This window comes from Mycobacterium paragordonae, assembly GCF_003614435.1.
Classification (GTDB): domain Bacteria; phylum Actinomycetota; class Actinomycetes; order Mycobacteriales; family Mycobacteriaceae; genus Mycobacterium; species Mycobacterium paragordonae.
In genome coordinates this window covers 787258-809771 of record NZ_CP025546.1, presented here as the reverse complement: position 1 = coordinate 809771, position 22514 = coordinate 787258, and the positions used below count along the sequence as shown (strand labels likewise).

General features: G+C 67.5%; 20 protein-coding genes. 10 read left to right on the top strand and 10 right to left on the bottom strand.

Annotated elements, in window-relative coordinates:
- Positions 1-57: 57 nt before the first annotated feature.
- The 4 genes from C0J29_RS03650 to dnaK are packed head-to-tail and all read right to left on the bottom strand — an operon-like array spanning position 58 to position 4191.
- Complete coding sequence (locus C0J29_RS03650; protein ID WP_120791556.1) at positions 58-447, bottom strand: heat shock protein transcriptional repressor HspR; 390 nt, start codon at positions 445-447, stop codon at positions 58-60.
- Positions 447-1616 carry a molecular chaperone DnaJ gene (gene dnaJ / locus C0J29_RS03645; RefSeq protein WP_065044045.1) on the bottom strand — a complete coding sequence of 390 codons (1170 nt, stop codon included), beginning with the start codon at positions 1614-1616 and terminating at the stop codon, positions 447-449. The genes C0J29_RS03650 and dnaJ overlap by 1 nt, the downstream gene beginning before the upstream one ends.
- A gap of 59 nt (positions 1617-1675) precedes the next feature.
- On the bottom strand, positions 1676-2326 hold the full coding sequence (grpE, locus tag C0J29_RS03640; protein ID WP_120791555.1) for a nucleotide exchange factor GrpE: 651 nt from the start codon (positions 2324-2326) through the stop codon (positions 1676-1678).
- Entirely contained in the window at positions 2323-4191 is a 1869-nt protein-coding gene (gene dnaK / locus C0J29_RS03635) for a molecular chaperone DnaK (RefSeq protein ID WP_120791554.1), read from the bottom strand. Before dnaK ends, grpE begins: the two co-directional genes overlap by 4 nt.
- Positions 4192-4489: 298 nt before the next feature.
- Here dnaK and C0J29_RS03630 point away from each other — a divergent pair, with 298 nt between their 5' ends.
- On the top strand, positions 4490-5209 hold the full coding sequence (locus C0J29_RS03630) for a YoaK family protein (RefSeq protein ID WP_242460349.1): 720 nt from the start codon (positions 4490-4492) through the stop codon (positions 5207-5209).
- On the opposite strand, the gene ngg is transcribed toward C0J29_RS03630, so the two are convergent.
- A complete protein-coding gene (gene ngg / locus C0J29_RS03625) occupies positions 5206-6990 on the bottom strand; it encodes an N-acetylglutaminylglutamine synthetase (RefSeq protein WP_065044049.1) in 1785 nt (594 codons plus the stop codon). The genes C0J29_RS03630 and ngg overlap by 4 nt on opposite strands.
- 158 nt (positions 6991-7148) lie before the next feature.
- Between ngg and C0J29_RS03620 the strand changes: the two genes are divergently transcribed.
- Together C0J29_RS03620 and C0J29_RS03615 are read left to right on the top strand one after the other, a co-directional pair.
- Positions 7149-7784, top strand: a complete 636-nt coding sequence (locus C0J29_RS03620; RefSeq protein WP_120794530.1) for a TetR/AcrR family transcriptional regulator — start codon at positions 7149-7151, stop codon at positions 7782-7784.
- The gene (locus tag C0J29_RS03615) at positions 7781-8446 is read left to right on the top strand and encodes an enoyl-CoA hydratase-related protein (RefSeq protein ID WP_120791552.1); all 666 of its coding nucleotides are present in this window, start codon (positions 7781-7783) and stop codon (positions 8444-8446) included. Before C0J29_RS03620 ends, C0J29_RS03615 begins: the two co-directional genes overlap by 4 nt.
- Here C0J29_RS03615 and C0J29_RS03610 read toward each other — a convergent pair.
- Both C0J29_RS03610 and C0J29_RS03605 read right to left on the bottom strand, forming a co-directional pair.
- Positions 8424-9455: a DUF4185 domain-containing protein gene (locus C0J29_RS03610; protein WP_120791551.1), complete on the bottom strand. Its 1032-nt coding sequence runs from the start codon at positions 9453-9455 to the stop codon at positions 8424-8426. The genes C0J29_RS03615 and C0J29_RS03610 overlap by 23 nt on opposite strands.
- A gap of 3 nt (positions 9456-9458) precedes the next feature.
- Positions 9459-10346 carry a LysR family transcriptional regulator gene (locus C0J29_RS03605; protein ID WP_065165982.1) on the bottom strand — a complete coding sequence of 296 codons (888 nt, stop codon included), beginning with the start codon at positions 10344-10346 and terminating at the stop codon, positions 9459-9461.
- A gap of 83 nt (positions 10347-10429) precedes the next feature.
- Here C0J29_RS03605 and C0J29_RS03600 point away from each other — a divergent pair, with 83 nt between their 5' ends.
- From C0J29_RS03600 to C0J29_RS03585, 4 genes are all read left to right on the top strand, one after another.
- A complete protein-coding gene (locus tag C0J29_RS03600) occupies positions 10430-11893 on the top strand; it encodes an aldehyde dehydrogenase family protein (RefSeq protein WP_120791550.1) in 1464 nt (487 codons plus the stop codon).
- On the top strand, positions 11893-12840 hold the full coding sequence (locus C0J29_RS03595) for an amidohydrolase family protein (RefSeq protein WP_120794529.1): 948 nt from the start codon (positions 11893-11895) through the stop codon (positions 12838-12840). Before C0J29_RS03600 ends, C0J29_RS03595 begins: the two co-directional genes overlap by 1 nt.
- A 36-nt stretch (positions 12841-12876) precedes the next feature.
- On the top strand, positions 12877-14289 hold the full coding sequence (locus tag C0J29_RS03590; protein ID WP_065044054.1) for an amino acid permease: 1413 nt from the start codon (positions 12877-12879) through the stop codon (positions 14287-14289).
- Positions 14290-14393: 104 nt separating this feature from the next.
- Entirely contained in the window at positions 14394-14960 is a 567-nt protein-coding gene (locus tag C0J29_RS03585) for a hypothetical protein (RefSeq protein WP_120791549.1), read from the top strand.
- Positions 14961-14969: 9 nt separating this feature from the next.
- On the opposite strand, the gene C0J29_RS03580 is transcribed toward C0J29_RS03585, so the two are convergent.
- The gene (locus tag C0J29_RS03580; RefSeq protein WP_120794528.1) at positions 14970-15728 is read right to left on the bottom strand and encodes an alpha/beta hydrolase; all 759 of its coding nucleotides are present in this window, start codon (positions 15726-15728) and stop codon (positions 14970-14972) included.
- Between the two features lie 144 nt (positions 15729-15872).
- On the opposite strand from C0J29_RS03580, the gene C0J29_RS03570 reads away from it, so the two are divergent.
- The 3 genes from C0J29_RS03570 (at position 15873) to C0J29_RS03560 (ending at position 19117) form a co-directional block, all read left to right on the top strand.
- Positions 15873-16595, top strand: coding sequence for a hypothetical protein (locus tag C0J29_RS03570; RefSeq protein ID WP_162951384.1), 723 nt, complete (start codon positions 15873-15875; stop codon positions 16593-16595).
- 86 nt (positions 16596-16681) lie between these two features.
- Entirely contained in the window at positions 16682-17230 is a 549-nt protein-coding gene (locus C0J29_RS33295) for an oligopeptide transporter substrate-binding protein (RefSeq protein ID WP_174814814.1), read from the top strand.
- Between the two features lie 81 nt (positions 17231-17311).
- Positions 17312-19117, top strand: coding sequence for an Hsp70 family protein (locus C0J29_RS03560; protein ID WP_120791547.1), 1806 nt, complete (start codon positions 17312-17314; stop codon positions 19115-19117).
- A gap of 24 nt (positions 19118-19141) precedes the next feature.
- Here C0J29_RS03560 and iniC read toward each other — a convergent pair whose 3' ends face one another.
- Positions 19142-20629, bottom strand: coding sequence for an isoniazid-induced dynamin-like GTPase IniC (iniC, locus tag C0J29_RS03555; protein ID WP_120791546.1), 1488 nt, complete (start codon positions 20627-20629; stop codon positions 19142-19144).
- Positions 20626-22467 (bottom strand): dynamin-like GTPase family protein, encoded by a 1842-nt coding sequence (locus C0J29_RS03550; protein WP_197748182.1) that lies wholly within the window; start codon positions 22465-22467, stop codon positions 20626-20628. The genes iniC and C0J29_RS03550 overlap by 4 nt, the downstream gene beginning before the upstream one ends.
- Positions 22468-22514 lie beyond the last annotated feature (47 nt).

The following is a 22514-nucleotide window of genomic DNA, read 5'->3' as shown; positions in this document are numbered from 1 at the left end:
GATGTCGATGGCGCCGTTCGCTCGCCCGCTACGCGGGCTCCGCTCACCGGCGCGGGCTCACCGGCGCGAGCGCGGCTGCCAGACGACCAGCGCCGTGCTCTTGGGCACCACGGCGACCTCGCGGCGCTGGTTGGCACGCAACACCGCCAACTCCTCGGCCATTTCCTTGAGCCGGGACTGTAGCGCGTCAACCTGATTGGTGAGCTCGATGATGCGCTTGATGCCGGCGAGGTTGACGCCCTCGTCCTGGGAGAGGCGCTGCACCTCGCGCAGCAGGTTCACATCGTGCTCGGAGTAGCGACGCCCGCCACCGGCGGTGCGTTCCGGGCTGACCAAGCCGAGCCGGTCGTAAGTGCGCAGGGTCTGCGCATGCATGCCGGCCAGCTCGGCTGCCACCGAGATCAGGAAGGTCCGAGACGACTCGTTCTTCTTGGGGCCGGAAGCCATCAGCGGTTACCTGCCCATCCCGCCCTGGGGTCGAAACCGCTGGACCGTTCGGCCGCCGCATAGGCTTCCAGCGCCTCCTGAGCGGGGCCCTCCACGTTCGGCGGGACCGCCACCTTGACGGTGACCAACAGGTCGCCGCTACCGCCGCTGCGCTTGGGCACACCCCGGCCACGCACCCGCAGGATGCGGCCGTCCGCGGTGCCCTTGGGCACCCGGACACCCACCTTGCCGTCCAGCGTAGGCACCGAAAGCGTTGAGCCCAAAGCCAATTCGGTGAAGCTGACCGGCACGGTGACGGTGAGGTCGTCACCGTCGCGACCGAACACCTTGTCCGGGCGCACGTGAACGGTCACGTACAGGTCACCCGACGGGGCGCCGCGCAACCCGGCCTCGCCCTGGCCGGCCAGCCTGATCCGCTGACCGTCCTCGACTCCCGGCGGGATCCGCACGTTGATCGTCCGGGTGCGGGTGGTGGCGCCGTTGCCGCCGCACTCCTCGCAGGGATGCTCGATGATCGAGCCGCTGCCCCGGCATTCGGTACACGGCTCGGAGAATCCGAACGCGCCCTGATTGCGGCTGATCACGCCGGAGCCGTTGCAGTTGGGACACACCTTCGGGCTGGTGCCCGGCCGCGCGCCGCTGCCATGGCAATTGGTGCACGGCGCCGGGCTGGTCAGCCGCAGTGGCATCGCAACGCCCTTGGCGGCCTCGACGAAATCCAGTTCCGTCTCGGTCTCCAGGTCGTTGCCGCGGCGCGGCCGGCTGGGCCGGGTGGTGCCACCCCGCCCGAACAAGCCGCCGAACAAGTCGCCGATGTTGGCGCCGCCGGACCGGCCGGCGGCGTCGAACAAGTCGTTCAGGTTGAACTCGGCGCCATCACCACCTCCGCCGAAGCCGCCGAAGTTGCCCGCATCGAACCGACGGCCACCAAAGCCGCCGCCGGCGAACAGCCGGCGGGTTTCGTCGTACTCTTTGCGTTTCGCTTCGTCAGACAAGACGCTGTACGCCTCAGAGACGGCCTTGAACCGTTCGGCTCCTGCGGGGTTCTTGTCCGGGTGCAGATCGGACGCCAGCTTGCGGTATGCGGTCTTGATCTGCTTGGCGTCGGCATCGGAGGGGACGCCAAGCTCCTTGTAGAAGTCTTTTTCGACCCATTCACGCTGAGCCATACCGCGTCACCTCCTTACCTTTTTCGTTGTTCTGTTGATTCTGTGCCCTGAAAGCGGAATTAGTCACCGGAGCGGTCGGTGTTATCGCCCGTGTCGCCCGGCCCGGTTTCCTTCGCACCGGCCGCGTTCTCGTCGGCCGGCCCGTCGGGAACGGTTTCGACGACCGCCACCAGCGCGTTGCGCAGCACATGCTCGCCGAGCTGGTAGCCCTGTCGCATCACGGTTCCGATCACCGGCTTGGCGTCTTGGCCGCCGTTGCCCTCGTGTTGCACGGCTTCGTGCAGCACCGGGTCGAAGTCTTCGCCTTCTTCACCGAATGCCTTGAGCCCCAAGCCGTTCAACACGTTCATCAGCTTGTCGGCCACGGCCTTGAGCGGACCGGACTCCAAATCGCCGTGCTTGCGCGCCCGCTCGATGTCATCCACCGCATGCAGCAGTTCACCGACCACTGCGGCCCTGGCCCGGTCGGCCGCGGCCTGCTGGTCGCGCATCGCCCGCTTGCGATAGTTGGCGAAATCCGCCTGTACCCGTTGCAGGTCCGCGGTCAGCTCCGCCACCTTGTTCGACGAAGGGTCCGGCGCACCGGCGGGCCGAGCGGGCTCTCCCGGCGCCGAAGCGCCGGGAGAGTCGTGCCGTACTTCACCAGTCTCGGGATCGATCCGCCGTTTGTCGGTGACCGTCACCGGCTCCTGTGGAAAGTCGTCCGTCACTTGGACTCCCGGTCGTCGTCGACCACCTCCGCGTCCACGACGTCATCCGAGCCGCCCTGGTCGAACCCGCCACCGGGCTGACCGCCACCGGCGGCCGCACCCTCGGCTTGAGCAGCCTCGTAGATCGCCTGCCCGAGGGCCTGGGACTCCTGGCCCAGCTTCTCCATCGCGGACTTGATCGCGCTGATGTCGTCGCCGCCCAAGGCCGACTTGGCTTCGGCCACCGCGGCGTCCACCTTGTTCAGGGTGTCCTCGGGGACCTTCGATCCGCCCTCGGCCTCGCGCTGCTCCTTGATGAACTTCTCCGTCTGGTAGACCAGCGTCTCGGCCTGGTTGCGAACGTCGGCCTCCTCGCGACGCTTGCGGTCCTCGTCCGCGTGCGCCTCGGCCTCCTTGATCATCCGGTCGATCTCTTCCTTGGAGATGCCAGAGCCCTCCTGGATGCGGATCGTGTTCTCCTTGCCGGTGCCCTTGTCCTTGGCCGTGACGTGCACGATGCCGTTGGCGTCAATGTCGAAGGTGACCTCGATCTGGGGCACACCGCGCGGAGCCGGGGCGATACCGGTCAGCTCGAAGCTGCCGAGCAGCTTGTTGGCCGACGCCATCTCACGCTCACCCTGGAACACCTGAATCTGCACCGACGGCTGGTTGTCGTCGGCCGTGGTGAAGGTCTCCGAACGCTTGGTCGGAATGGTGGTGTTGCGCTCGATGAGCTTGGTCATCACGCCACCCTTGGTCTCGATACCCAGGCTCAGCGGCGTAACATCAAGCAGCAGAACGTCTTTCACCTCGCCCTTGAGGACACCCGCCTGCAGCGCGGCACCTACGGCCACCACCTCGTCGGGGTTGACGCCCTTGTTGGGCTCCTTGCCACCGGTCATCTCCTTGACCAACTCGGTGACCGCGGGCATCCGGGTGGATCCGCCGACGAGCACGACGTGGTCGATGTCGCCCACGGAGATGCCGGCGTCCTTGATCACCGACTGGAACGGCTGACGGGTGCGGTCCAGCAGGTCTTGGGTGATCTTCTGGAACTCCGCGCGCGTGAGCTGCTCGTCAAGGAACAGCGGGTTCTTGTCCGCGTCGACGGTGATGTACGGCAGGTTGATCGACGTGCTGCCCGACGAGGACAACTCGATCTTGGCCTTCTCAGCCGCTTCCCGCAGTCGCTGCATCGCCATCTTGTCCTTGGTCAGGTCGATGCCGCTGGTCCCCTTGAACTTGTCGACCAGCCACTGCACAACGCGCTCGTCCCAGTCGTCGCCACCGAGGTGGTTGTCGCCGCTGGTGGCACGCACCTCGACCACGCCCTCGCCGATCTCGAGCAGCGAGACGTCGAAGGTGCCGCCGCCGAGGTCGAAGACCAGGATGGTCTGTTCCTTCTCGCCCTTGTCCAACCCGTAGGCCAGCGCGGCCGCGGTCGGCTCGTTGACGATGCGCAGCACGTTCAGGCCGGCGATCTGGCCGGCGTCCTTGGTGGCCTGCCGCTGGGCGTCGTTGAAGTAGGCGGGCACGGTGATGACCGCGTCCGCGATGTCCTCGCCCAGGTACGCCTCGGCGTCCCGCTTCAGCTTCTGCAGCACCCGGGCGCTGATCTCTGGGGCGGAGTATTTCTTGTCATCGATGTCCACGGACCAGTCCGTGCCCATGTGCCGCTTGACCGAGCGAATGGTGCGGTCAACGTTGGTGACCGCCTGGTTCTTAGCGGGCTGGCCAACCAGCACTTCGCCGTTGCGCGCGAACGCCACGACGGAAGGAGTCGTCCTCGAGCCCTCGGAGTTAGCGACGACGACGGGGTCGCCACCCTCCAGAACCGAGACGACGGAGTTGGTGGTCCCGAGGTCGATGCCGACCGCACGAGCCATAGTGATTCCTCCTGAATGTGTAGAGCTTCTGTGTTGCACTATGCTGAGTGAACCCCGCTCAAGACTGCTCTGGTGGACACTCTTCTGTCAACCCAGACTTGAGCCTGATTCACTCAACTTGTCGATCATGCTAACGGCATGGCCCCAGACTTTGTTCCCGGGGGGTCCGCCAGGCCCGTGCATACCCACGCAGGTCCACCTGATGCGTCGTCTATGAAAGCGGCCAGAATCGGCATTTCGCACTGTGACCTGATTGTTATGCTCGGCGAAGAATCAGCTTTGGGGGAAGCGATCAACCATGTCCGCGCAAAGCCGCATGCTCGCCTACAGTTCACTGCTCGCGATGAATGCCGGGTGGGTGAACGCCGTGGCCATCCTGATCATGGCCGTCCCAGTGGGGAATCTGACCGGGATCACCACCCAGATAGGCATGGACCGGGCGCACCCGTGGCGCTACGAAAGCCACGTGCTGCTGGCCATTCTGGCGGGCTTTCTCATCGGAGCGGCCCTGGCCGGAGCGCTGCTCGTTTCCAAGCGCGTCCCGATCGGCACCCGTCACGCCGCGGTGCTCGCTATCCAGGCGACCTTGCTGCTGCTTGCCGCGGCAGGCATCGAAGAATCCGACATCAAATCGTTGATCCTGGGCACCGGCATCGAGGAGACCGCGGTGCAGGCGCTGCTGGCCGCCTCCGCGCTGGGTCTGCAGAACGGCCTCACTTCGAGCTTCCGCGGGATGGCGGTCCGCACCACGCACTTCACCGGCACCGTGACCGATCTCGGGCTGATGCTCGGGCGCAGCCGCCAAGAGGGCATCGACAAGTGGAAGGCCGCAATCCTGTCCGCCACTCTGTTGCTGTTCCTCACCGGCGCGGTAGCCGGGCTGATGGCCGGCGCCCGCATCGGCGGCCACGCCCTGATCGTTCCCGCCACCATTTGCCTGGTGCTGGCCGCGGTGTACATGGCCCGCAACCGCGCCCGCCGTCTTGAGCAGGCGGCCGACGAGGCAGTCGCCGTTTAGGCGTCTGCGCGCGACTCCTCCGGAGTCCACGGCAACGGCGGCCGGGGTTGGCCGGGAAACAGGAAGTCGACGAACGCCGCCACCGTGGGTTGCGGCTCGTGGTTCGCCAGTCCGGGCCGCTCGTTCGCCTCGATGAATGAGTAGTCCTCGGCGGTGACGTCGGGGACGAGGAGGTCGATGCCGGCCACCGGGATACCGATGACCTCGGCCGCCTTGACCGCTACCCGGCACAGTTCTTCGTTCACCTGGCCGGTCACGTCCTGCAGTTTCCCGCCCTGGTGCAGGTTGGCGGTGGCGCGAACCCGCAGGACGGTGCCTTCAGGCAGCACGTCCTCCAGCTGCCAGCCCTCCTTGGCGACCGTCTCTCGCGCGAGGTCGTCGAGCGGTATACGGGACTCACCGTCGGTGGCGGCAGAGCGCCGCCGGCTCTCGGCCTCGATCAATTCGCGCACGGTGTGTTTGCCCGTCCCGATGACCTCGGGTGGCATCCGCAACGCGGCCGCCACCACCCGGCCGTCGATCACCACCAGCCGCAGGTCGTCGCCGTGCACCCGCTTTTCGATCAGCACTTCCGGATCCTGCTCCCTGGCCCGCGCCAGCGCCGCGGCAAGCTCTGCCGGACCCTTCTCGGCAGTGACCCCGACGGTGATGCCCTTACCCTGCTCTCCCCGGCACGGCTTGATCACCGCCTCGCCTATCTCGTTGAGGAACACGTGGTCGTCGTCGTCGAACGTGGCCAGCCGCGCCGGCGGAACGACGATGCCCGCCGCCTTGACCAGACGCCTGGTGAGTCGCTTGTCGTCACAACGGCACATCGCGATGGCCGAGGTGTATTCCGACAGCGACTCGCGGGTGACGACGGTCCGGCCGCCGTGGGAAAGGCGCATCTCGCCGGTCTCGGCGTCCAGAACCTCGACCCGGATGCCGCGGCGGAGCGCCTCCTCGGCGATGATCCGCGCGTAGGGATTGAGGTCGTCGATGGTTTCCGGCGGCGTCGTGAACAGCGGCTCGTTGATGGTGTTCTTTCGCTTGACCACCAGCACCGGGACGCGGCGGAAACCGATCTTCTCGTACAGGGCGATCGCGGCGTCATTGTCGTGGGCGACCGACAGGTCAACGTAGGCCAGCCCATCCCGGCGAAAGCGATCCGCCATGGCGAGGGTCAACGCTTTGCCGATGCCTGGCAGCGCAGCGGCCGGATCTACCGCGAGTGTCCACAGGCTCGCGCCTCGCTCCGGATCCGAGAACAGCACCTTATGGTCGACGCCCGTGGCGGTGCCGATCACCGAGCCGTCGTCGTTACGCACGGCAACCAGGTATGTCACCGCGTCTACGTGCTGATGGTTGTGCCAGATCGTCTCGACCGGCGCTGGAACCATTCCGCACCGCACGAAAATCCGGTTCATGGCATCGGCCTCGGCCCGGGACTGCAGTGTGCGCACCGTCACACCCTGTGGCGCCGGTGCCGGGTCCGCCGGCTCGGTGAAGCGCAGCCGATAAGTGTGGCTCGGGTCGATGAACAGTTCGGTCGGCGCCCGCGCCACGACGATGTGCGCCTCACGTGCGTAGATGCACACGTCACGCCGCCCGGGCGCCTCGTTGCGCAAGGCCTCGACGAGTGCACCGGCGTCGGCGAACGTCTGACCGAAAATGATTCGGCCCCAGCCTAATTCGAGCTCAGTGTGCTGTGCCGCCGACTCGGCGAGGTGAGGCGACGAGGCGTCGTGCAGATTGAGCGTGATGGACTCGGGATGGTCCTCGGCGGCACCCATGGCGCTCATATGACCACCCCTGCCCTCTCAGCGACACCGCGCCCGCGCGACGACTCCGATGAACGTGTCATGGTCGGGCTTGGTTACCCATTTTCCGGGAATCGATCCCCAGGGGCGCGCGCATGGCAGCGGAATAATAGAGCAACTGCTCTGTTAGGATGCCGGTCATGCCGAGGCCCCGCGTGCACGACCCGGACACGGTGCTCGATGCCGTCGAGTCGCTGGCCGTCACGTCCGGCCCGGCCGCGGTGACCATCCGCGCGATCAGTTCGGCCGTCGGCGTCTCCAACGGGGCGCTGTATCACACGTTCGGGTCGAGGGCCGGGCTGCTGGCGCGGGCCTGGCTCAGGGCGGGGCGCCGCTTTCTGCAGGCGCAGAACGCGCTGGTCGACGCGGCCCTCGCAGCCCCGGGCCCAGAAGCCGGCATCGAGGCGGTCGTCGCCGCGGCGGACGCACCGGCGGCGTTCGCCGAGCAATACCCGAACTCGTGCCGCTTGCTGCTCACCATGGCGCGCGACGAGGTGCTCGGCTCCGAGCCTGCGGACGACATCGCCACTGCGATAAGCGATCTCGAGACTCAGCTGATCGGCCTGATGATCCGGCTGGCGCGCGTCGTCTGGGACCGCAAGGACGCCGCGGCGGTGGACACCATCACGATCTGCATCGTCGACCTGCCGACCGCGATCCTGCTGCGTCGCGACCGCCTGCACAGTTCGGTGGCGCGCGAACAGTTGCGCGCCGCGGTACGCGCCGTCCTGCACATCGAGCCTCCGATTCGGCAACCTGGAAGGGAACCCCTGTGACCATCACGCTCAGCTATGACGAAAAGATCGCCATCCTTGACCTCGGGAATGACGAGAACCGTTTCTCGCCAAGCTTTCTCGACGACATCAACGCCCACCTCGACGACATCGAAGGCAGCGGTGCGCAGGCGTTGGTCACCACCGCGGCGGGCCGGTTCTACACCAACGGGCTGGATCTGGACTGGCTCGGCGCGCACGGCGAGCAAACCCAGTTGTACGTGGGCCGGGTGCAGGATCTGCTGGCACGGGTTCTCACGCTGCCGATGCCTACCGCGGCGGCGGTCGTCGGCCACGCATTCGGAGCCGGGGCGATGCTGGCCGTTGCCCATGACTTTCGGGTGATGCGCGCCGACCGCGGGTTCTTCTGCTTCCCCGAGGCGGACATCAACATCCCGTTCACACCGGGCATGGCGGCGCTCATCCAGGCCAAGCTCACCCCGCAGGCGGCGGTCGCCTCCATGACCACCGGGCGACGCTTCGGTGGTGCCGACGCCGCCGCCATCGGGATCGTCGATGCCACCGCGGGCGAAGGAGCGGTGACTGCCGCCGCGGTGGAACTGCTTCGCCCGCTGGGCAATAAGGACCGTGGCACTCTGGGGGCGATCAAACAGACCATGTTCGGCAACGCGGCGCACTTGCTCAGAGCGCGCGCCGACGGCTGACGTTGGCGAGCACCAGCTGCGTGTTGTACGGCGCGCCGAAGGGCACACCCTGCCCGTCGGCTTGGGTATTCCATTGACTGGCAAAGATTTTCATCGACGCCAAGGTGGATCCCGGCAGGATGTAGCCGCCGTAGTTCTGAGCCACGAAGTTCGGGCCGGCCGGGTCGCTCTGCTGCATCAGCACGGTCGGCGGGCCCGCACTGAAAATTTCGGTGGGTCTGTCCGCGACCCAGATCTCCACCGCGCCGTCGGGACCGGTGCGCACATTGAATCCCGCCAGCACGGCGCAACCGTCGACCTCCCGGAAGCTGAGCTCTCCAAAGCTGTTGGCGCTCAGCGCGGTTGCCCGTTGTCGTGGGGTGCCCCAGCCGGCTTCGCCGTCGGATCGCCGCACATAGGGTCGCCAGGAGGAGCGGTCGGTGAAGGTGCGGGGTTCCGTCCGGTAGGTGGTCACGCGCCGGCTGCGGTCGAAGGCATCGGCAACGATGTACACGTACCCGTCCGCTGCCTGGTAGCCGCTGATCTGGGATTGCCCGCCGTCGGCATAGTCGCCGGGACGCCACGAACCTCGGACCGGCTTCCAGCCCTCGGCCGGACGGTCGGTGACTTCCACCAGCCATGAACCGCCCTCGGTGCGCAGGTCCCTGGTACCCACCACCAGCATGTAGGTCCGGTCGCCGACCAGAACGCTCCCGGAGGGCAGCGTGTTCGTGCCACGCGCCTGCCGCGGCGGGATGAAGAGCGGGTTGCCGCTGCCTCTGGGTCCGGTCAGCGGCGCACCGAAGTGGGGGCGGCCGGCGTCATCGAAGTGCACCGGCACCGCGACCGACGGGTAGTGCGGGTGGGTGCCCACCTTGTCACCGCCGAACGCGTCGCCGAAAACGGCCACGTACGACCCGTCGGGCAATTCGACGACCTCCCCGAGGTCCACGGCGCCGATGCCGGGTACGCCGGCGGATGCGCCGGTCCCGGCGACCGGACCGAGGTTGCGCACCTCGCCATGGCGCATCGCCTACGCCTTCTCCTTGATCAGCGACAGCAGCGCGCGCACCGCCGCGCTGGTGGGGCGCGTCGCCGACGTCGCGACGTAGAGCCGCCAGCACAATTCCTGGTCGGTGACGGGAACGGTCACCAGGCCGGCGTCATCGATGTCGTCGAGGATGGTCCAGCTCAGAAACCCGATGCCCAACCCGTTTCGGATGTACGCCGCGGCCGTCCCCAGATCGGCGACCTCGAGGGTGACAGTCCGCTCCACACCGGCGGCGGCGAACGCCTTGTCGATGACGATTCTCGTGCCGTAGCCCGGCGGGGCGTCGACGAAGGACATGCCGGCCAGCTCGGCCAGTGTTACCGAGGCCGCGGACGCCAGCGGGTGCTCGGCCGGCACCACCAGGTGCAGCTTGACGGCGGCGACCTGTTGCCCGTTGAGTCCGGCCGGTACGTCACCGGGGAAGACGAGGAAGGCGATGTCCAGATCGCCGTCGCGCAGTTGTCTTTCCAGCCCGGTCGTCCCGGCGCGGGCCGCGCGCAGCTGTACCCGCACCTCGGGATGGCGGGCGTGCAGCTCCGCCAGGACCGTGGGCAGGTCGATGACATTGATCGAGGTCAGCGTGCCGACGGTGACGGTTCCCCGCACGGCGCCGCGGGTGGCGTGGACGGCGTCCTTGGCGGCCGAGGCGGCATCAAGGGTCGCGCGGGCGTGCGGTCGCAGCTGCTCGCCGGCCGGCGTCAGGCGCACTCCGGCCGGGCCGCGGATGAACAGCTCGGCGCCGAGTTCGCGTTCCAGCGCCCGGATGGTGGCCGAGACGCCGGATTGGACGACGTGGAGTCGCTTGGACGCCCGGGTGAAGCTCAGATTGTCCGCAACAGCGAGGAAGTACTCCAGCTGCCGCAACTCCATGCAGGAATTATCACCGTTCGTGCTGGCGTCGATCAAGAACTTTCGCTGGCAGTGATCATGGCGGCCGGCGTACCTTCGGGCCGGTGGAGCTCACCCGAACCCGCTGGTCATCGCGATCCGACGAGCATCAATTCGTCGTCGAGAATCCTGCCACCGGGCAACCGGTTGCCCGCATCCAAGGCGCGGGAACACAGCAGGTGCACGAGGCTGTCCAGGCAGCCCTTGCTGCTCAGCAGCGCTGGAAGCAGCGTCCGGCCCGCGAACGCGGCCGTCACCTGCGCCGGGTCGCCGACGTCATCCGCGCCCACGCCGACGAGATCGCCGCGCTGGAATCCCTGGAGATGGGCAAACCTGTCACCCAGGCGCGGCAGTTCGACGTCGCGACGGCGATCACGATCTTCGAATACTTCGCCAGCGTGGTCGAGGTGCTGCCCAGCCAGGCCCGCGACTACGGCCCGGTGTTCGACGTGACCACCCTCGAGCCCTACGGCGTGATCGCCGGCATCGTGCCGTTCAACTGGCCGCCCATTCACACCGCCGGCAAGACCGCCCCGGCGCTGGCGGTGGGCAACGCGATCGTGCTCAAGCCGCCGGAGCAGACGCCGTCGGTGGTGCTGCGCATGGTGGAACTGATCAACTCCGCGCTGCCCGATGACCTGGTGCACGCGGTCCCCGGCGGTGGCGCGGTCGGCGCCGCCCTGGCCGCACATCCGTTGGTGGGCAAGGTCTCCTTCACCGGCTCCCCGGTGACGGCGGTCTCCGTGCTGCGCACCACGGCGGACAACCTGACCCCGACGCTGATGGAGCTCGGCGGCAAGAACCCGGTGCTGGTGTTCGACGACGCCGACCTCGATGCGGCCCTGCTCGCCGCGATCGACGGCGGGTTCTTCAACCAGGGCGAGGCATGCACGGCGGCGTCACGAATCTTGCTGCACCACAGCATCTTCGACCAGTTCTCGGCGGGGCTGTGCGCGGCGGTGCAGCGCCTGAAGGTGGGCGACGGCGCCGATCCGGACACCGACGTCGGACCGCTGGTCACCCAGGCTCAGCAGCGACGGGTCCTGGACTATCTGGACATCGGCGTGACCGAGGGGGCCCACATCGCCGCGCAGGCACCGCTGCCCGACGATTCCCGCCTGGCCGACGGCTTCTATGTCCCGCCGACCGTACTCACCGACGTCACCCCGCAGATGCGGGTGGCCACCGAGGAGATCTTCGGCCCCGTCGTCGCGCTCATCCCGTTCGCCGACGAGGCCGAGGCGGTCCGGATCGCCAACGGCACCCAATTCGGTTTGGTGGCCGGGGTTTTCACCCGCGACACCGACCGTGCGCTGCGGGTGAGCCGGCAGATCCGGGCCGGCGCCGTCTTCGTCAACAACTATGTGCGGGTCGCGGTCGGCACCGGTTTCGGCGGTGTGGGGCACAGCGGCTTCGGACGTGAGCACGCACAGGAGACGCTGGCGGAATACGGGTACACCAAAACCATTCGACTGGCTGCCGACACACCTCCCCGGTGGGCCGCGGCAGCCCGGGTCCTGGAGGCTTGATGCGCACCATTGCCCTCGAAGAGCATTACGCCACAACACAATTCCTGAATGGCCCGGGTGGCTGGCTGAAATCCCGGCCGGATATCAGCGAGGCGCTCATCGATCTCGGTGACACCCGCATCAAGGAGATGGACGACGCCGGCGTCGACGTCGCGGTGCTGTCACTGGTCGCACCGGGCGTGGAGCAACTCGACGGTCCGGCGGCTGTGCGACTGGCCCGCAGGTGCAATGACGAACTCGCCGCGGCCGTGCAGCGGTACCCCGGCCGGTTGGCGGGGTTCGCGGCGCTGCCCATCAGCGAGCCCGGCGCGGCGGCCGACGAACTCGAGCGCGCGATCGCCAACGGCTTCGTCGGCGCGGTGGTCAACGGCCACTGCCGGGGCGTCTACCTCGACGACCCGCACTTCGATCCCGTTCTGGACCGGGCCGCTGCCCTGCAGGTTCCGATCTACCTGCACCCGACCATCCCGCCCGAGGCCGTCATCGAATCCTGCTATGCCGGGTTCGCCGAGGAGGTGGCGTTCGCGCTGGCGACCGTGGGCTGGGGCTGGCACATCAGCACCGGCACCCAGGTGCTGCGACTCATCCTCGGCGGCGTGTTCGACCGGCACCCCGACCTGCAGATCATCATCGGACACATGGGTGAGGCCCTGCCGTTCATGGTGCCGCGCTTCGACGCGACCCTGCGCCCGGAACTGACCGGTCTGCGGCGTCCGGTCAGCGCCTACCTGCGGGAGAACCTGACCTACACGTTCGCCAACTTCAACGATGCAGCCACCTACGCAAACCTGGTGGCCAACGTCGGCGTGGACCGGGTGGCCTTCTCCACCGACCACCCCTTCGGATCCATGTCCGCGGGCCGGCAGTTCCTCGACGATCTGCCCCTCACCCGACAGGAGCGGGCCGCCATCAGCCACCGGAACGCGGAGCGACTGCTGGGGCTGTGAACTGCCGGCGGCTTGTCCGTGGGATAGCCTGACGCGATGGCAGCGCCCGCGCGCGCGTTGGACCGCGAAGACGCGGGTTACCACAAGGCGCTCAAGAACCGTCAGATTCAGATGATCGCCCTGGGCGGCGCGATCGGAACCGGGCTGTTCCTCGGCGCCGGCGGCCGGCTCGCCTCGGCCGGGCCCGGGCTGTTCATCGTCTTCGGCATCTGCGGCATCTTCGTCTTCCTGATCCTGCGCGCCCTCGGTGAGCTGGTGCTGTACCGCCCGTCGTCGGGCTCGTTCGTGTCGTACGCGCGCGAATTCTTCGGTGAGAAGGTGGCTTTCGCCGCCGGGTGGATGTACTTCCTGAACTGGGCCATGACCGGGATCGTGGATACCACCGCCATCGCGCAGTACTGCCGCTATTGGAAGGTGTTCCAGGTCGTCCCCCAGTGGACGCTGGCGCTCATCGCGCTGATTGTCGTGGTGTCGATGAACCTGATCTCGGTCAAGCTGTTCGGCGAACTGGAGTTCTGGGCCGCCCTGGTCAAGGTGCTGGCGCTGGTGACGTTTCTGATCGTGGGCACCGTGTTTCTGGCGGGACGGTTCAAAGTGGACGGCCACGACACCGGGTGGTCGCTGTGGAGCAGCCACGGCGGCCTGTTGCCGACCGGCCCGCTGTCGCTGCTTCTCGTCACTTCAGGAGTGGTGTTCGCTTACGCCGCAATCGAACTCGTCGGCATCGCGGCCGGGGAAACCGCGGAACCCGAGAAGGTCATGCCACGCGCCATCAATTCGGTGGTGTTCCGGATCGCGGTCTTCTACATCGGCTCGACGGTCCTGCTCGCGCTGTTACTGCCCTACACCGACTACAAGGACGGCGAGAGCCCGTTCGTGACCTTCTTCAACAAGCTCGGTATCTCCTGGGGCGACGACCTGATGAACCTCGTGGTGCTCACCGCAGCGCTGTCGAGCCTGAACGCGGGCCTGTACTCCACCGGGCGCATCCTGCGGTCGATGGCGATCAACGGCAGCGGCCCGAAGTTCACCGCGCCGATGTCCAAGAACGGCGTGCCCTTCGGCGGCATCCTGCTCACCGCGGGAATCGGTCTGTTCGGCATCGGGCTGAATGCCGTCACCCCGAAACACGCCTTCGAGATCGTGCTGCACATCGCCGCAACCGGTGTCATCGTGGCCTGGGCAACGATCGTCGCTTGCCAGTTGCGGTTCCACCGCCTGGCGAAGGCGGGGGATGTGGAGCGCCCGCACTTCCGCATGCCGCTGTCGCCGTGGACGGGCTGGGTCACGCTGGCCTTCCTGGCTGGTGTGCTGGTGTTGATGATGTTCGACAAGGTGTACGGCCGCTGGATGCTGGCCGCGATGGCGATCGGTATCCCGGCGCTCATCGGTGGTTGGTTCGTGGTGCGCGGGCGGGTCCGCGACGCCGCGGCCGAGGCCGACGCGTAACGCTTTGCCATCAGCGTCATTCCAAGAGCGCGTCACTGCACTGAGTCGGGTATTCCCGTGCGTAATCTGACTTGCTGATATCGGATATTCCGGGGAGTACTACGTTGCGGTTATTGCCCAAGGCTGGGTGGGTTCCACTCGCCGTCGCCGTGCTCATCGCCGGATGCAGTACGACCATCGACGGCAGGCCGGTGGCCAGCCCCGGCGGACGCGGTCCGACCGAACCCTCGTTCCCGACGCCCAGACCCAGCGCTTCCGCGCCGGCTGCGCCGACGACGCCCATCGCGCTTCCTCCCACGCAGCCGCCGTCCACCAACCCGTCACCCGGCACGATCGCGCTCAAGCCTGACCAGAACGGCTATGTCTTCATCGAGACCAAGTCGGGCATCACGCGCTGCCAGATCAACCAGGAGAGCGTGGGCTGCGAGGCACCGTTCACCAATTCACCACTCAAGGACGGCGAGCACGCCAACGGGATCCACATCACTTCCGCCGGAAATGTGCAGTGGGTGCTCGGCAATCTGGGCGCCATTCCCACCGTCACGATCGACTACAAGACCTACGACGCGCAGGGCTGGACCATCGTCGCGACCAAGGAGGGCACCCGCTTCTCCAACAACGGCACCGGCCACGGCATGTTCGTCAGCGTCGACAAGGTCGACACGTTCTAAAGCGCGACGTCACCCGCCCGAGGCGAGGGTCTGCGAGAGCCACTCGAGAACGGGCGGCGCCACCTCGTTGAGTGCCGATTCCGCGATGATCCAGTGCGGAAGGCCGGGATGCACCTGATGCTGCGCGCCATACCGTTTGGCGATCTGCCGTGCGGCCGACGCCGCGACATTTCGGTCCTCGCCTGCGCTGACGCACAGCACCGGGCACGTCACATCCGAAGCGTTGACCCGCGTGACGGGCGCACCGATGAGCATCTGGCGGTACACCTTCCCGGAATCGCGAACCAGCCGCGGTATCAACGCGTCCTGTTCGGTGGAGGGCAGAGTGCACAGCGGCACATTCCGCATCGTTCGCGGCGACGGGAGGATCGGTCGGCCCGCCAGGATGGCGGGCATCAGCGGCGCCAGGTGCGGAAGCGGTTTCAGCTGGGGCCACAGGATGCCGGGGGGCACCGACGCCAGGAGCACCACAGCGCGCGGATCCCGCGCTGCCGCCAGCTTCTGGGCAAGTAATCCGCCCATGCTGTGGCCAATGACGACCGGCGGTGTGGCAAGACCGTCATAGACCTGCAGGACGGCGTCGAAAAGCTCACCGATACCGGTGCCGCGTAGCACCGCGTCGTCCGATGGATCGCGACCGGGCAATGTTGGTGCCACGCAATCGAATCCGACCTGGCCGAAGAAGTCTATCCACGGCTTGAGCAGTGCCGGACGCCCGAATGCGCCGTGAATCAACAGAACTGGCGGGCGTGAGTCGTTCGACTCCATCAGTGGTGACGTCCTTTCCTGGTTTCCCCGCGGGATTGGCGAGAAATGGGTTGCCCGTACAGACCGGGGCCGTCCGGGAAATTCATCGCGCGGTTCGTCGCCCGCCGCCCCTCGTCCTGCGCTCCGACCTATAACATCGAAACCGTGGCACGTTACGGCCCACCAGACGACTTCAACAACCAGCCCACCCAGTACGGCGGTTACGGCGGACAACCGCCGCAGGGCCCGCCTCCCGGTGGGCCACCCCAGGGGCCGCCTCCCGGTGGTCCTCCGCCGTACGGCCGACCTCCCCAGGGCCCGCCGCCAGGGCCCCAGCACCAGCCGACCGTAGAAGGCCAGCCGCCGCTGAGCGGCACGCCGATGCAGAACCAGCCCACCGTGGAACACGGCCACCCCGGCCAGCCACTGCAGTACCAGCCGACCGTGGAAGGCGCTGCACCGGAGCAGTACGACCAGCTCGGAGCCGAGGATCCTGACCAGGAGGGCCGGCCGTGGTACCGCAAGCCGGTGACGCTCATCGGCTGGGCCATTCTGGTGCTGATCCTGCTCGCCCTGATCGCCTACGGCGTGACCCAACTGCTCGGGAGCGACAACAGCAAAAGCCCGGCGCCCAGCACGACGTCCACCACGACCACCTCGACCACCACCGAGACGACCACGAGCACCACCACGACGGAGCCCACCACCACGACCAGCGAACCGGCGACGACGCCCACCGCGGCTCCACCGGCCAACCCGCCCCGAAATCAGCCGCCGGGCAACCAGCCGACCCAGCAACCGACCCATCGGCCACACCTGCCTCAGCTGCCGTCGACCATCACGGTTCCGGGCGGCCCCACCATCACCCTGCCCAACCTGCCCCGTTAGGGCTTGGTGAAGGTTTGATTGCTGATCGGTCACGGGCGGCGCGCGCCGAGCCGGGTGGCCGGGAGTAGCGAATACAGTCGGGGCCCGTGACGAGGTACGACCCGCCCGAATACGGCGCCAACGACCCGACCGCCTACGGCAACTACGGCTACGGGCCCGGCGGGGGCGGGTACCCGCAGCCGACCGGCGGCGCCTACCCGCCCGAACCGGAGCCCGAACGCACGCCCGGCTGGCGCAAACCCCTCGCCCTGGTGGGCTGGGGCGTGCTGATCGCGGTTCTGATCGCGCTGATCATCTACGGCATTGTGCTGCTGGCGCGTGGCCGACCGAGCCCGGCCACGGTCACCACGACCGTGACCACGGTGGCGCCCGCGACTACGACCACGACCACCACGGCTCCGAGCACGACGACAACAACTACAACGACGACCACCACCACAACTACGACGACGACCGCCACCACTACGACCACGACCAGCCCGAGCGAACCCACCACGACGACGCCGACCACTACGACCGCATCGCCGACCACCACGCCCGCCAATTCCCCGGCTCCCGGACTGATTCCCAGACTGCCGTCGCAGATCACGTTGCCGGCCATACCCACCGTCATCAATCTGCCGCCAGGACTGTGACCCGGGGCCGCTGTCTGCGCGACGGCTAGGGTGGGGAACGGCCCCGACCGCAGCGAACAAGGGACGACGAAGGGTGTGGATATGAGTGAGCCGCTCGGGTTGTCGATCGGAGTGGCCAACCTGGTGGCTGCCCGCTCCGGTAGCGTCCCGGTCTCCCGCACACCGGTCGTGACGTTGTTCGAGAACCGTCCATCGGAGGTGGGGCTGCCCGAGGAGAACCCGAATCTGACCGAACCCGGCCTGGTGTTACGCGGGTTCGTGGAACGGGTCGGTGACCCGGCGCCGCTGGTGGCGGCCGACGGGACGAAGTACCTGGGGCAGGCGTTGACCATCGAAGCTCTGGAAGCGATGGCGCGCACTGTGGGCTACGGCCGCCCGATCACGGTCGCCGTCCCGGCGTATTGGTCAGAAAACCAGGTCGCCGCATTGCGCCAGGAGCTGTTCGCCCAGCCCGACCTCGCGGCCCAAGGTGGCACGCCGACGTTGATCTCCGACGCCACGGCGGCGCTGGCCGCGGTCAATGCCCGACCCGGCTTCCCCCGGCAGGGTGTCGTCGCGCTGTGTGACTTCGGGGCCGGCGGCACGAGCGTCACGCTGGCCGACGCCGGATCCGGCTTCCAGCAGATCGGCAGCACGGTCCGCTACAGCGAGTTCTCCGGTGACGACCTCGACCAGCTGATCCTGAATCACGTGCTGGCCTCCTCCCCCAGCGCCGACAGCAGCGATGTATCCAGCACCGCCACGTCCATGGGTTCGGTGACACGCATGCTCGGCGCCTGCCGCACTGCCAAGGAGCAACTGTCCGCGGCTACGGTGGCCACCATCGCCACCGGCACCGGCGGTGCTGATCACCGATTGACCCGCAGCGAATTCGAAGAACTCGTCGCGCCGCCACTGGACAGGTTCCTTGGTTCTATCCCAGAAGTGTTGCAGCGCAACGGGGTTGGACAGCTGGCGGCGGTGGCGATCGTCGGCGGCGGCGCCGCCATCCCGCTGATCTCCACCCGGATGTCGCAACGCCTGCAGGTCCAGGTCTTCACGACGGCGCAACCGCTGTTCGCCGCCGCGATCGGTGCCGCCACGCTTGGCGACGCGCAAGTGGCGTCGGCCGGCGCGGCCACCGGGATCGGACCCGCCGTAGGACTGCCGACAGCCATGATCGGCGCCGCCGTCGGTCCTGAGACGTTGGCATCCCCGACGGCGCCGGTCAACACCGAAGCATTCCCCGACAGTGCCCGTCAGGAGACCGACCGTGCGCTGGCGTGGTCCGAAGACAGCGGCACTGGCATGGAACCGGTCCCCTACACCGGACCCGCCGACTACACCGGCCCGGTCGAGCCTCCGCCCGGCCCGGCGGCTCCCGACACCCGGCAGGACCGCTACGCGGCCGAGCCCGAGGTCCCGCTGTGGTACCGGCGTCCAGCCATTCTGCTCAGCCTCGCCGGCGCCGCCGCGGCCATCATCATCGCCATAGTGCTGGCCTTTACCCTGCGGCCGACCAACGCCAAGCCGGTGGTGACCACCTCGCAGCCGCCGCCGTTCACCACCGTCGTGACCGGGCCGGACAACAGCCCGACCGAGACGGTCATCACCCCGCCGCCCGTCACCGTGACCACCACGCCCTCTACCACCACCAACCCGCCCAGCACCTCGGACACCACGTCGAGCACATCCACCACCACGTCGACGACGACAACCACGACCACCCAGCCCACCACCACGACCACGCAGCCGACGACCACCCAACCGACCACCACCCAGCAGACCACCACCCAGGCACCACCGACCACCACGCAGAAGCCGCCAACCACGACGGCGGCGCCGGTCACACCCACCACCGCGGCGGCACCCACCACCGCGGCGCCTGCCCCCGCGCCAGGCGGCTAGTCGGGCGCTGCGGGTCGCCCCTTATTACGCACGGAATTCGGCCAGCAGCGCCTCGGCGCTGCGGACCGCCGCACGACACGCCCTGGTGGTGAACGGGTCGTTCAGCGGATGCTCGGCGCGGCGGCGCCAATGTTGCGCGGCGGCGAATGCCGCCCGGGAGACCTCCTGAGGGTTGGCCCGGCAGACCTCCGGGTCCAGTCCCAGCCTGCTGGCCGGGCCGGTTCCCGAACCGCCGATGATACGCCGCAGCAGCACGACGTCATTTTCCTTCAAAGTTGTTGTGCGCGAAGATAATTGACTGAGCAGTCGGAGTTCTTCGAACGCGTGGGTGTCAGCCAGCAGCGGGTCGATGTCGGCGATCACATACGGCGTGGCCAGCACCGGGTGCGCTTCGACGAACCGGCGCAGCGACACCAGCGCGGTGTGCGCCTTGAGCATGTCGGAGCGCTGCGCGAACTGCTGGTCGATGACGTTGCGTAAGGCCGTCAACCCGCTGCGCTCCAGCAGTTCGTTGGCCAGTCCCGACGCGTCGGCGACGCCGGCCGCCAGCACGGCAATCGAGATGCGGATGCCGAACATCCCGAACCGCTCCAGCAGATGAGCACGGGTCGCCGCGTCGACCGGCAGTGGGCTGTCCGGGCGTGCGAAGCGATCCACACTCAGCAGTGCCCGGTTGAGTTCGGCGGCGTCGGAGCCGGCAAGCTTCTGCAAGGCGACGAATTCGCTCTGACGCAGCGTTCGCGCGGTCATCGCGAGCAGCCCCGACACCGGGACCACCGCCTGACAGATGCCGGTCTGATTCATCTCGCTGGTGAACCGCCTGGCGACCTCGCTGGCGGACAGCATCGCATCGATGCGCCCGGCGCCGATCTCATCCGCCCGCGATGCCACACCGATGATCCCCAGCGCTCCCGCGGACCCACCCACCAGCCCGCCGATCTGCTTGAGCAGCGCGATGTCAGCGGCGTTGAGGGTGCGCAGCAGGAACACCACCGCATCCACGCGTGGCACCCCGTCCGGGGGCACGAGCAGTCGCAGCGTGCGCTCGGAGGCATCCCGGGTCAGCGACGACGTGCCGGGGGTGTCGATGATGGTGGCTTGCGTCAACTCCTCGGCGGGCCACTCGACATCGAGGTGGGCCACTTCCGCCGGGTTGAGGCTGCGCAGATCGAAGCTCAGCCCGTCGCGATGGGTGATCGGTACGTTGCTGCGTCTTCCGCCCTGGTGTATCGCGGTGACCTTCGGTGTCGGGCCGTGCCGGAACCAGGTCACGATTCTGGTCGCCTCGGTCGCGTCCGTTGGTGCGATGTCGTCCGCGACGAGCGCGTTGACCAGCGTGGACTTACCCGCCTTGAGGGTGCCTGCCAACGCGATGCGGATCGGCTCGTTGAGCCGGGCGCCGATGCGTTCCAACTCGTGGAAGACGTCCGGCCGTTGACGATAGGCCGGTTCCCCCCGATAAGCCTGGATGGTTCCGCCCAGGATGGCACGGACCCGATCGCTTGTGCTCACGCTCGTCCTAGGGTCGCCTGGGGCCGCAGTTTGTCCAAGTTTTCGATGACCTGACGCAGAATGTCCAGTTGTCGCTCCAGCTCGCGCACCCTGGCGTCGCGCTCCACACCCTCCAGGTGGGCAGCGGTCAGGGTGGCCTGCAGTGACTCGTTGAGCGAGCGACTGAGCTCGTTGGCGATGTCGCGGTAGTGGTCGCGCAGCTTTCGGTGAATCGTCTTGAGCCGGTCGCGAGATTCCTTGCCGACGATGAACGACACCTCGTCGACGAAGCGCCGCACGTTCGCCTTGGCCTCGGCGCGCGCCCGCAGTAGCCGACTCTGTTTCTCCTCTTTGTAGGCCATCCGGCCGAGTAGCAGCCCGGCGCCCACCGACACCGGGTTGAACAGGCCCAGCCCCGCGACCGATGACAGCATGCCGATCATCACCACACCGCCGTAGGAACCGCGCAGTCCCGACAGGGCTTTCTGCCCCTTGCCCTGCGGCTTGGATTCCAGTTCCGCCAGTGCTTTGAGTTGATCGAAGTCAGTGGCCATCAGGCGCGACGTCAGCTCCGGCGACATCACCGAGTTCAGACCCGCATCCGCGAAAGAGCGGGCGACTTCGTCGGCCAGGGCCGCAGAACGCTGGTAAGCCCAGACGAAGTTGTCACCGACCGCGGTCGCGATGGCATCCTCGGCTTCGGCACCGATCTCCGCCCAGTGCAGGGTGGGGTCGCAGGAATCGATGCGCTTCTCGATCTCGTCGGTGACGGCGCGAAAGCGTGCCCGCAGGTCGTGGTCCACGTCGTTGCTCACGTCGGTGAAGCCGTCGTTGAGCACCTGCTGCCACAAGGCGGTCGCCTGCAGGGCGTTCTCGGCGTCCCGCTTCCGGCGCTGCAGATCGCTTTCCAGCCGCTCACGCAGGCCGGGGTCGTTGACCGAGGCCAGCTCCGACCCCGCCTTCGTCGTTAATTGCCCTGCAGCAGAACGAATTTCGTTGAGAACTTCGTCACGCACCCGGTCATTCTCCCGGGTCAGCACTTTCTCGCTCAGGAACTTCACCACGGCCGGGAAGTTGGATTCGTCGTTGAGCTCTTTGTCATTGAGGCTCACGGCGTGGCTGCGCAGCAGCGACGAGACCGGGATGATCGGCATGGGCACCCGGCCGCGCTGCAGGTGGTTGGCGTTGGCGTTGACGATCTGACGCCAGTGCGGGTACAGGTCGGTCTTGGTCGCCACGATCACCCCGACCGGGCAGATCTGGTGCGCCTTGCGCAGGAACCACATCTCGGGTTCGGTGAACTCCTGGCTTGCGTCGCTGACCATCAACATCGCATCGGCATCGGGCAGCAGACCGAGCGTCGCTGACAGGTGCGGCTGCCCGTGGCCGCCCACACCCGGGGTGTCGATGAACACCAGGCCGCCCTGCAGCAGTGGGCTGGGCGCGCCGATCTCGACCCGCAGCACGTGGCGTCCGCCGGCCTGTGGCGCCCGGCGCAGATCGGCATTGATCTCCTCGACCGGGATGTCGACTGTTGTGGTTTCGCCGTTGGGTCCCGCCGCCAGAACCAGCCTTGCCGACGGCTGGGCGCTGTAGCTGACGATCGTGATCACTACGGTTGCCTCGTCGTCGCCGACTCGGGCTACCGGCAGATTCAGCAATGAGTTGAGCAGTTGGCTCTTGCCCTGTTTGAGCTGGCCGGCGATCACCACCCGGATGTGGGGGTCGGTGATCCGCTCCCGGGCCCGACGCAGCCGGTGCACGAGATCGCCGCGTTCGTGCAGCTCGGCGATGGCGATCGTGTGATCGATCAGCTCGACGATCACGCTGACCCGACGCGGGTCATCGGGTTGTGCCACCGTGCTGCCCCACTTTCTTCCGTCGCGGTCTGTCAGATCGTCTGTCA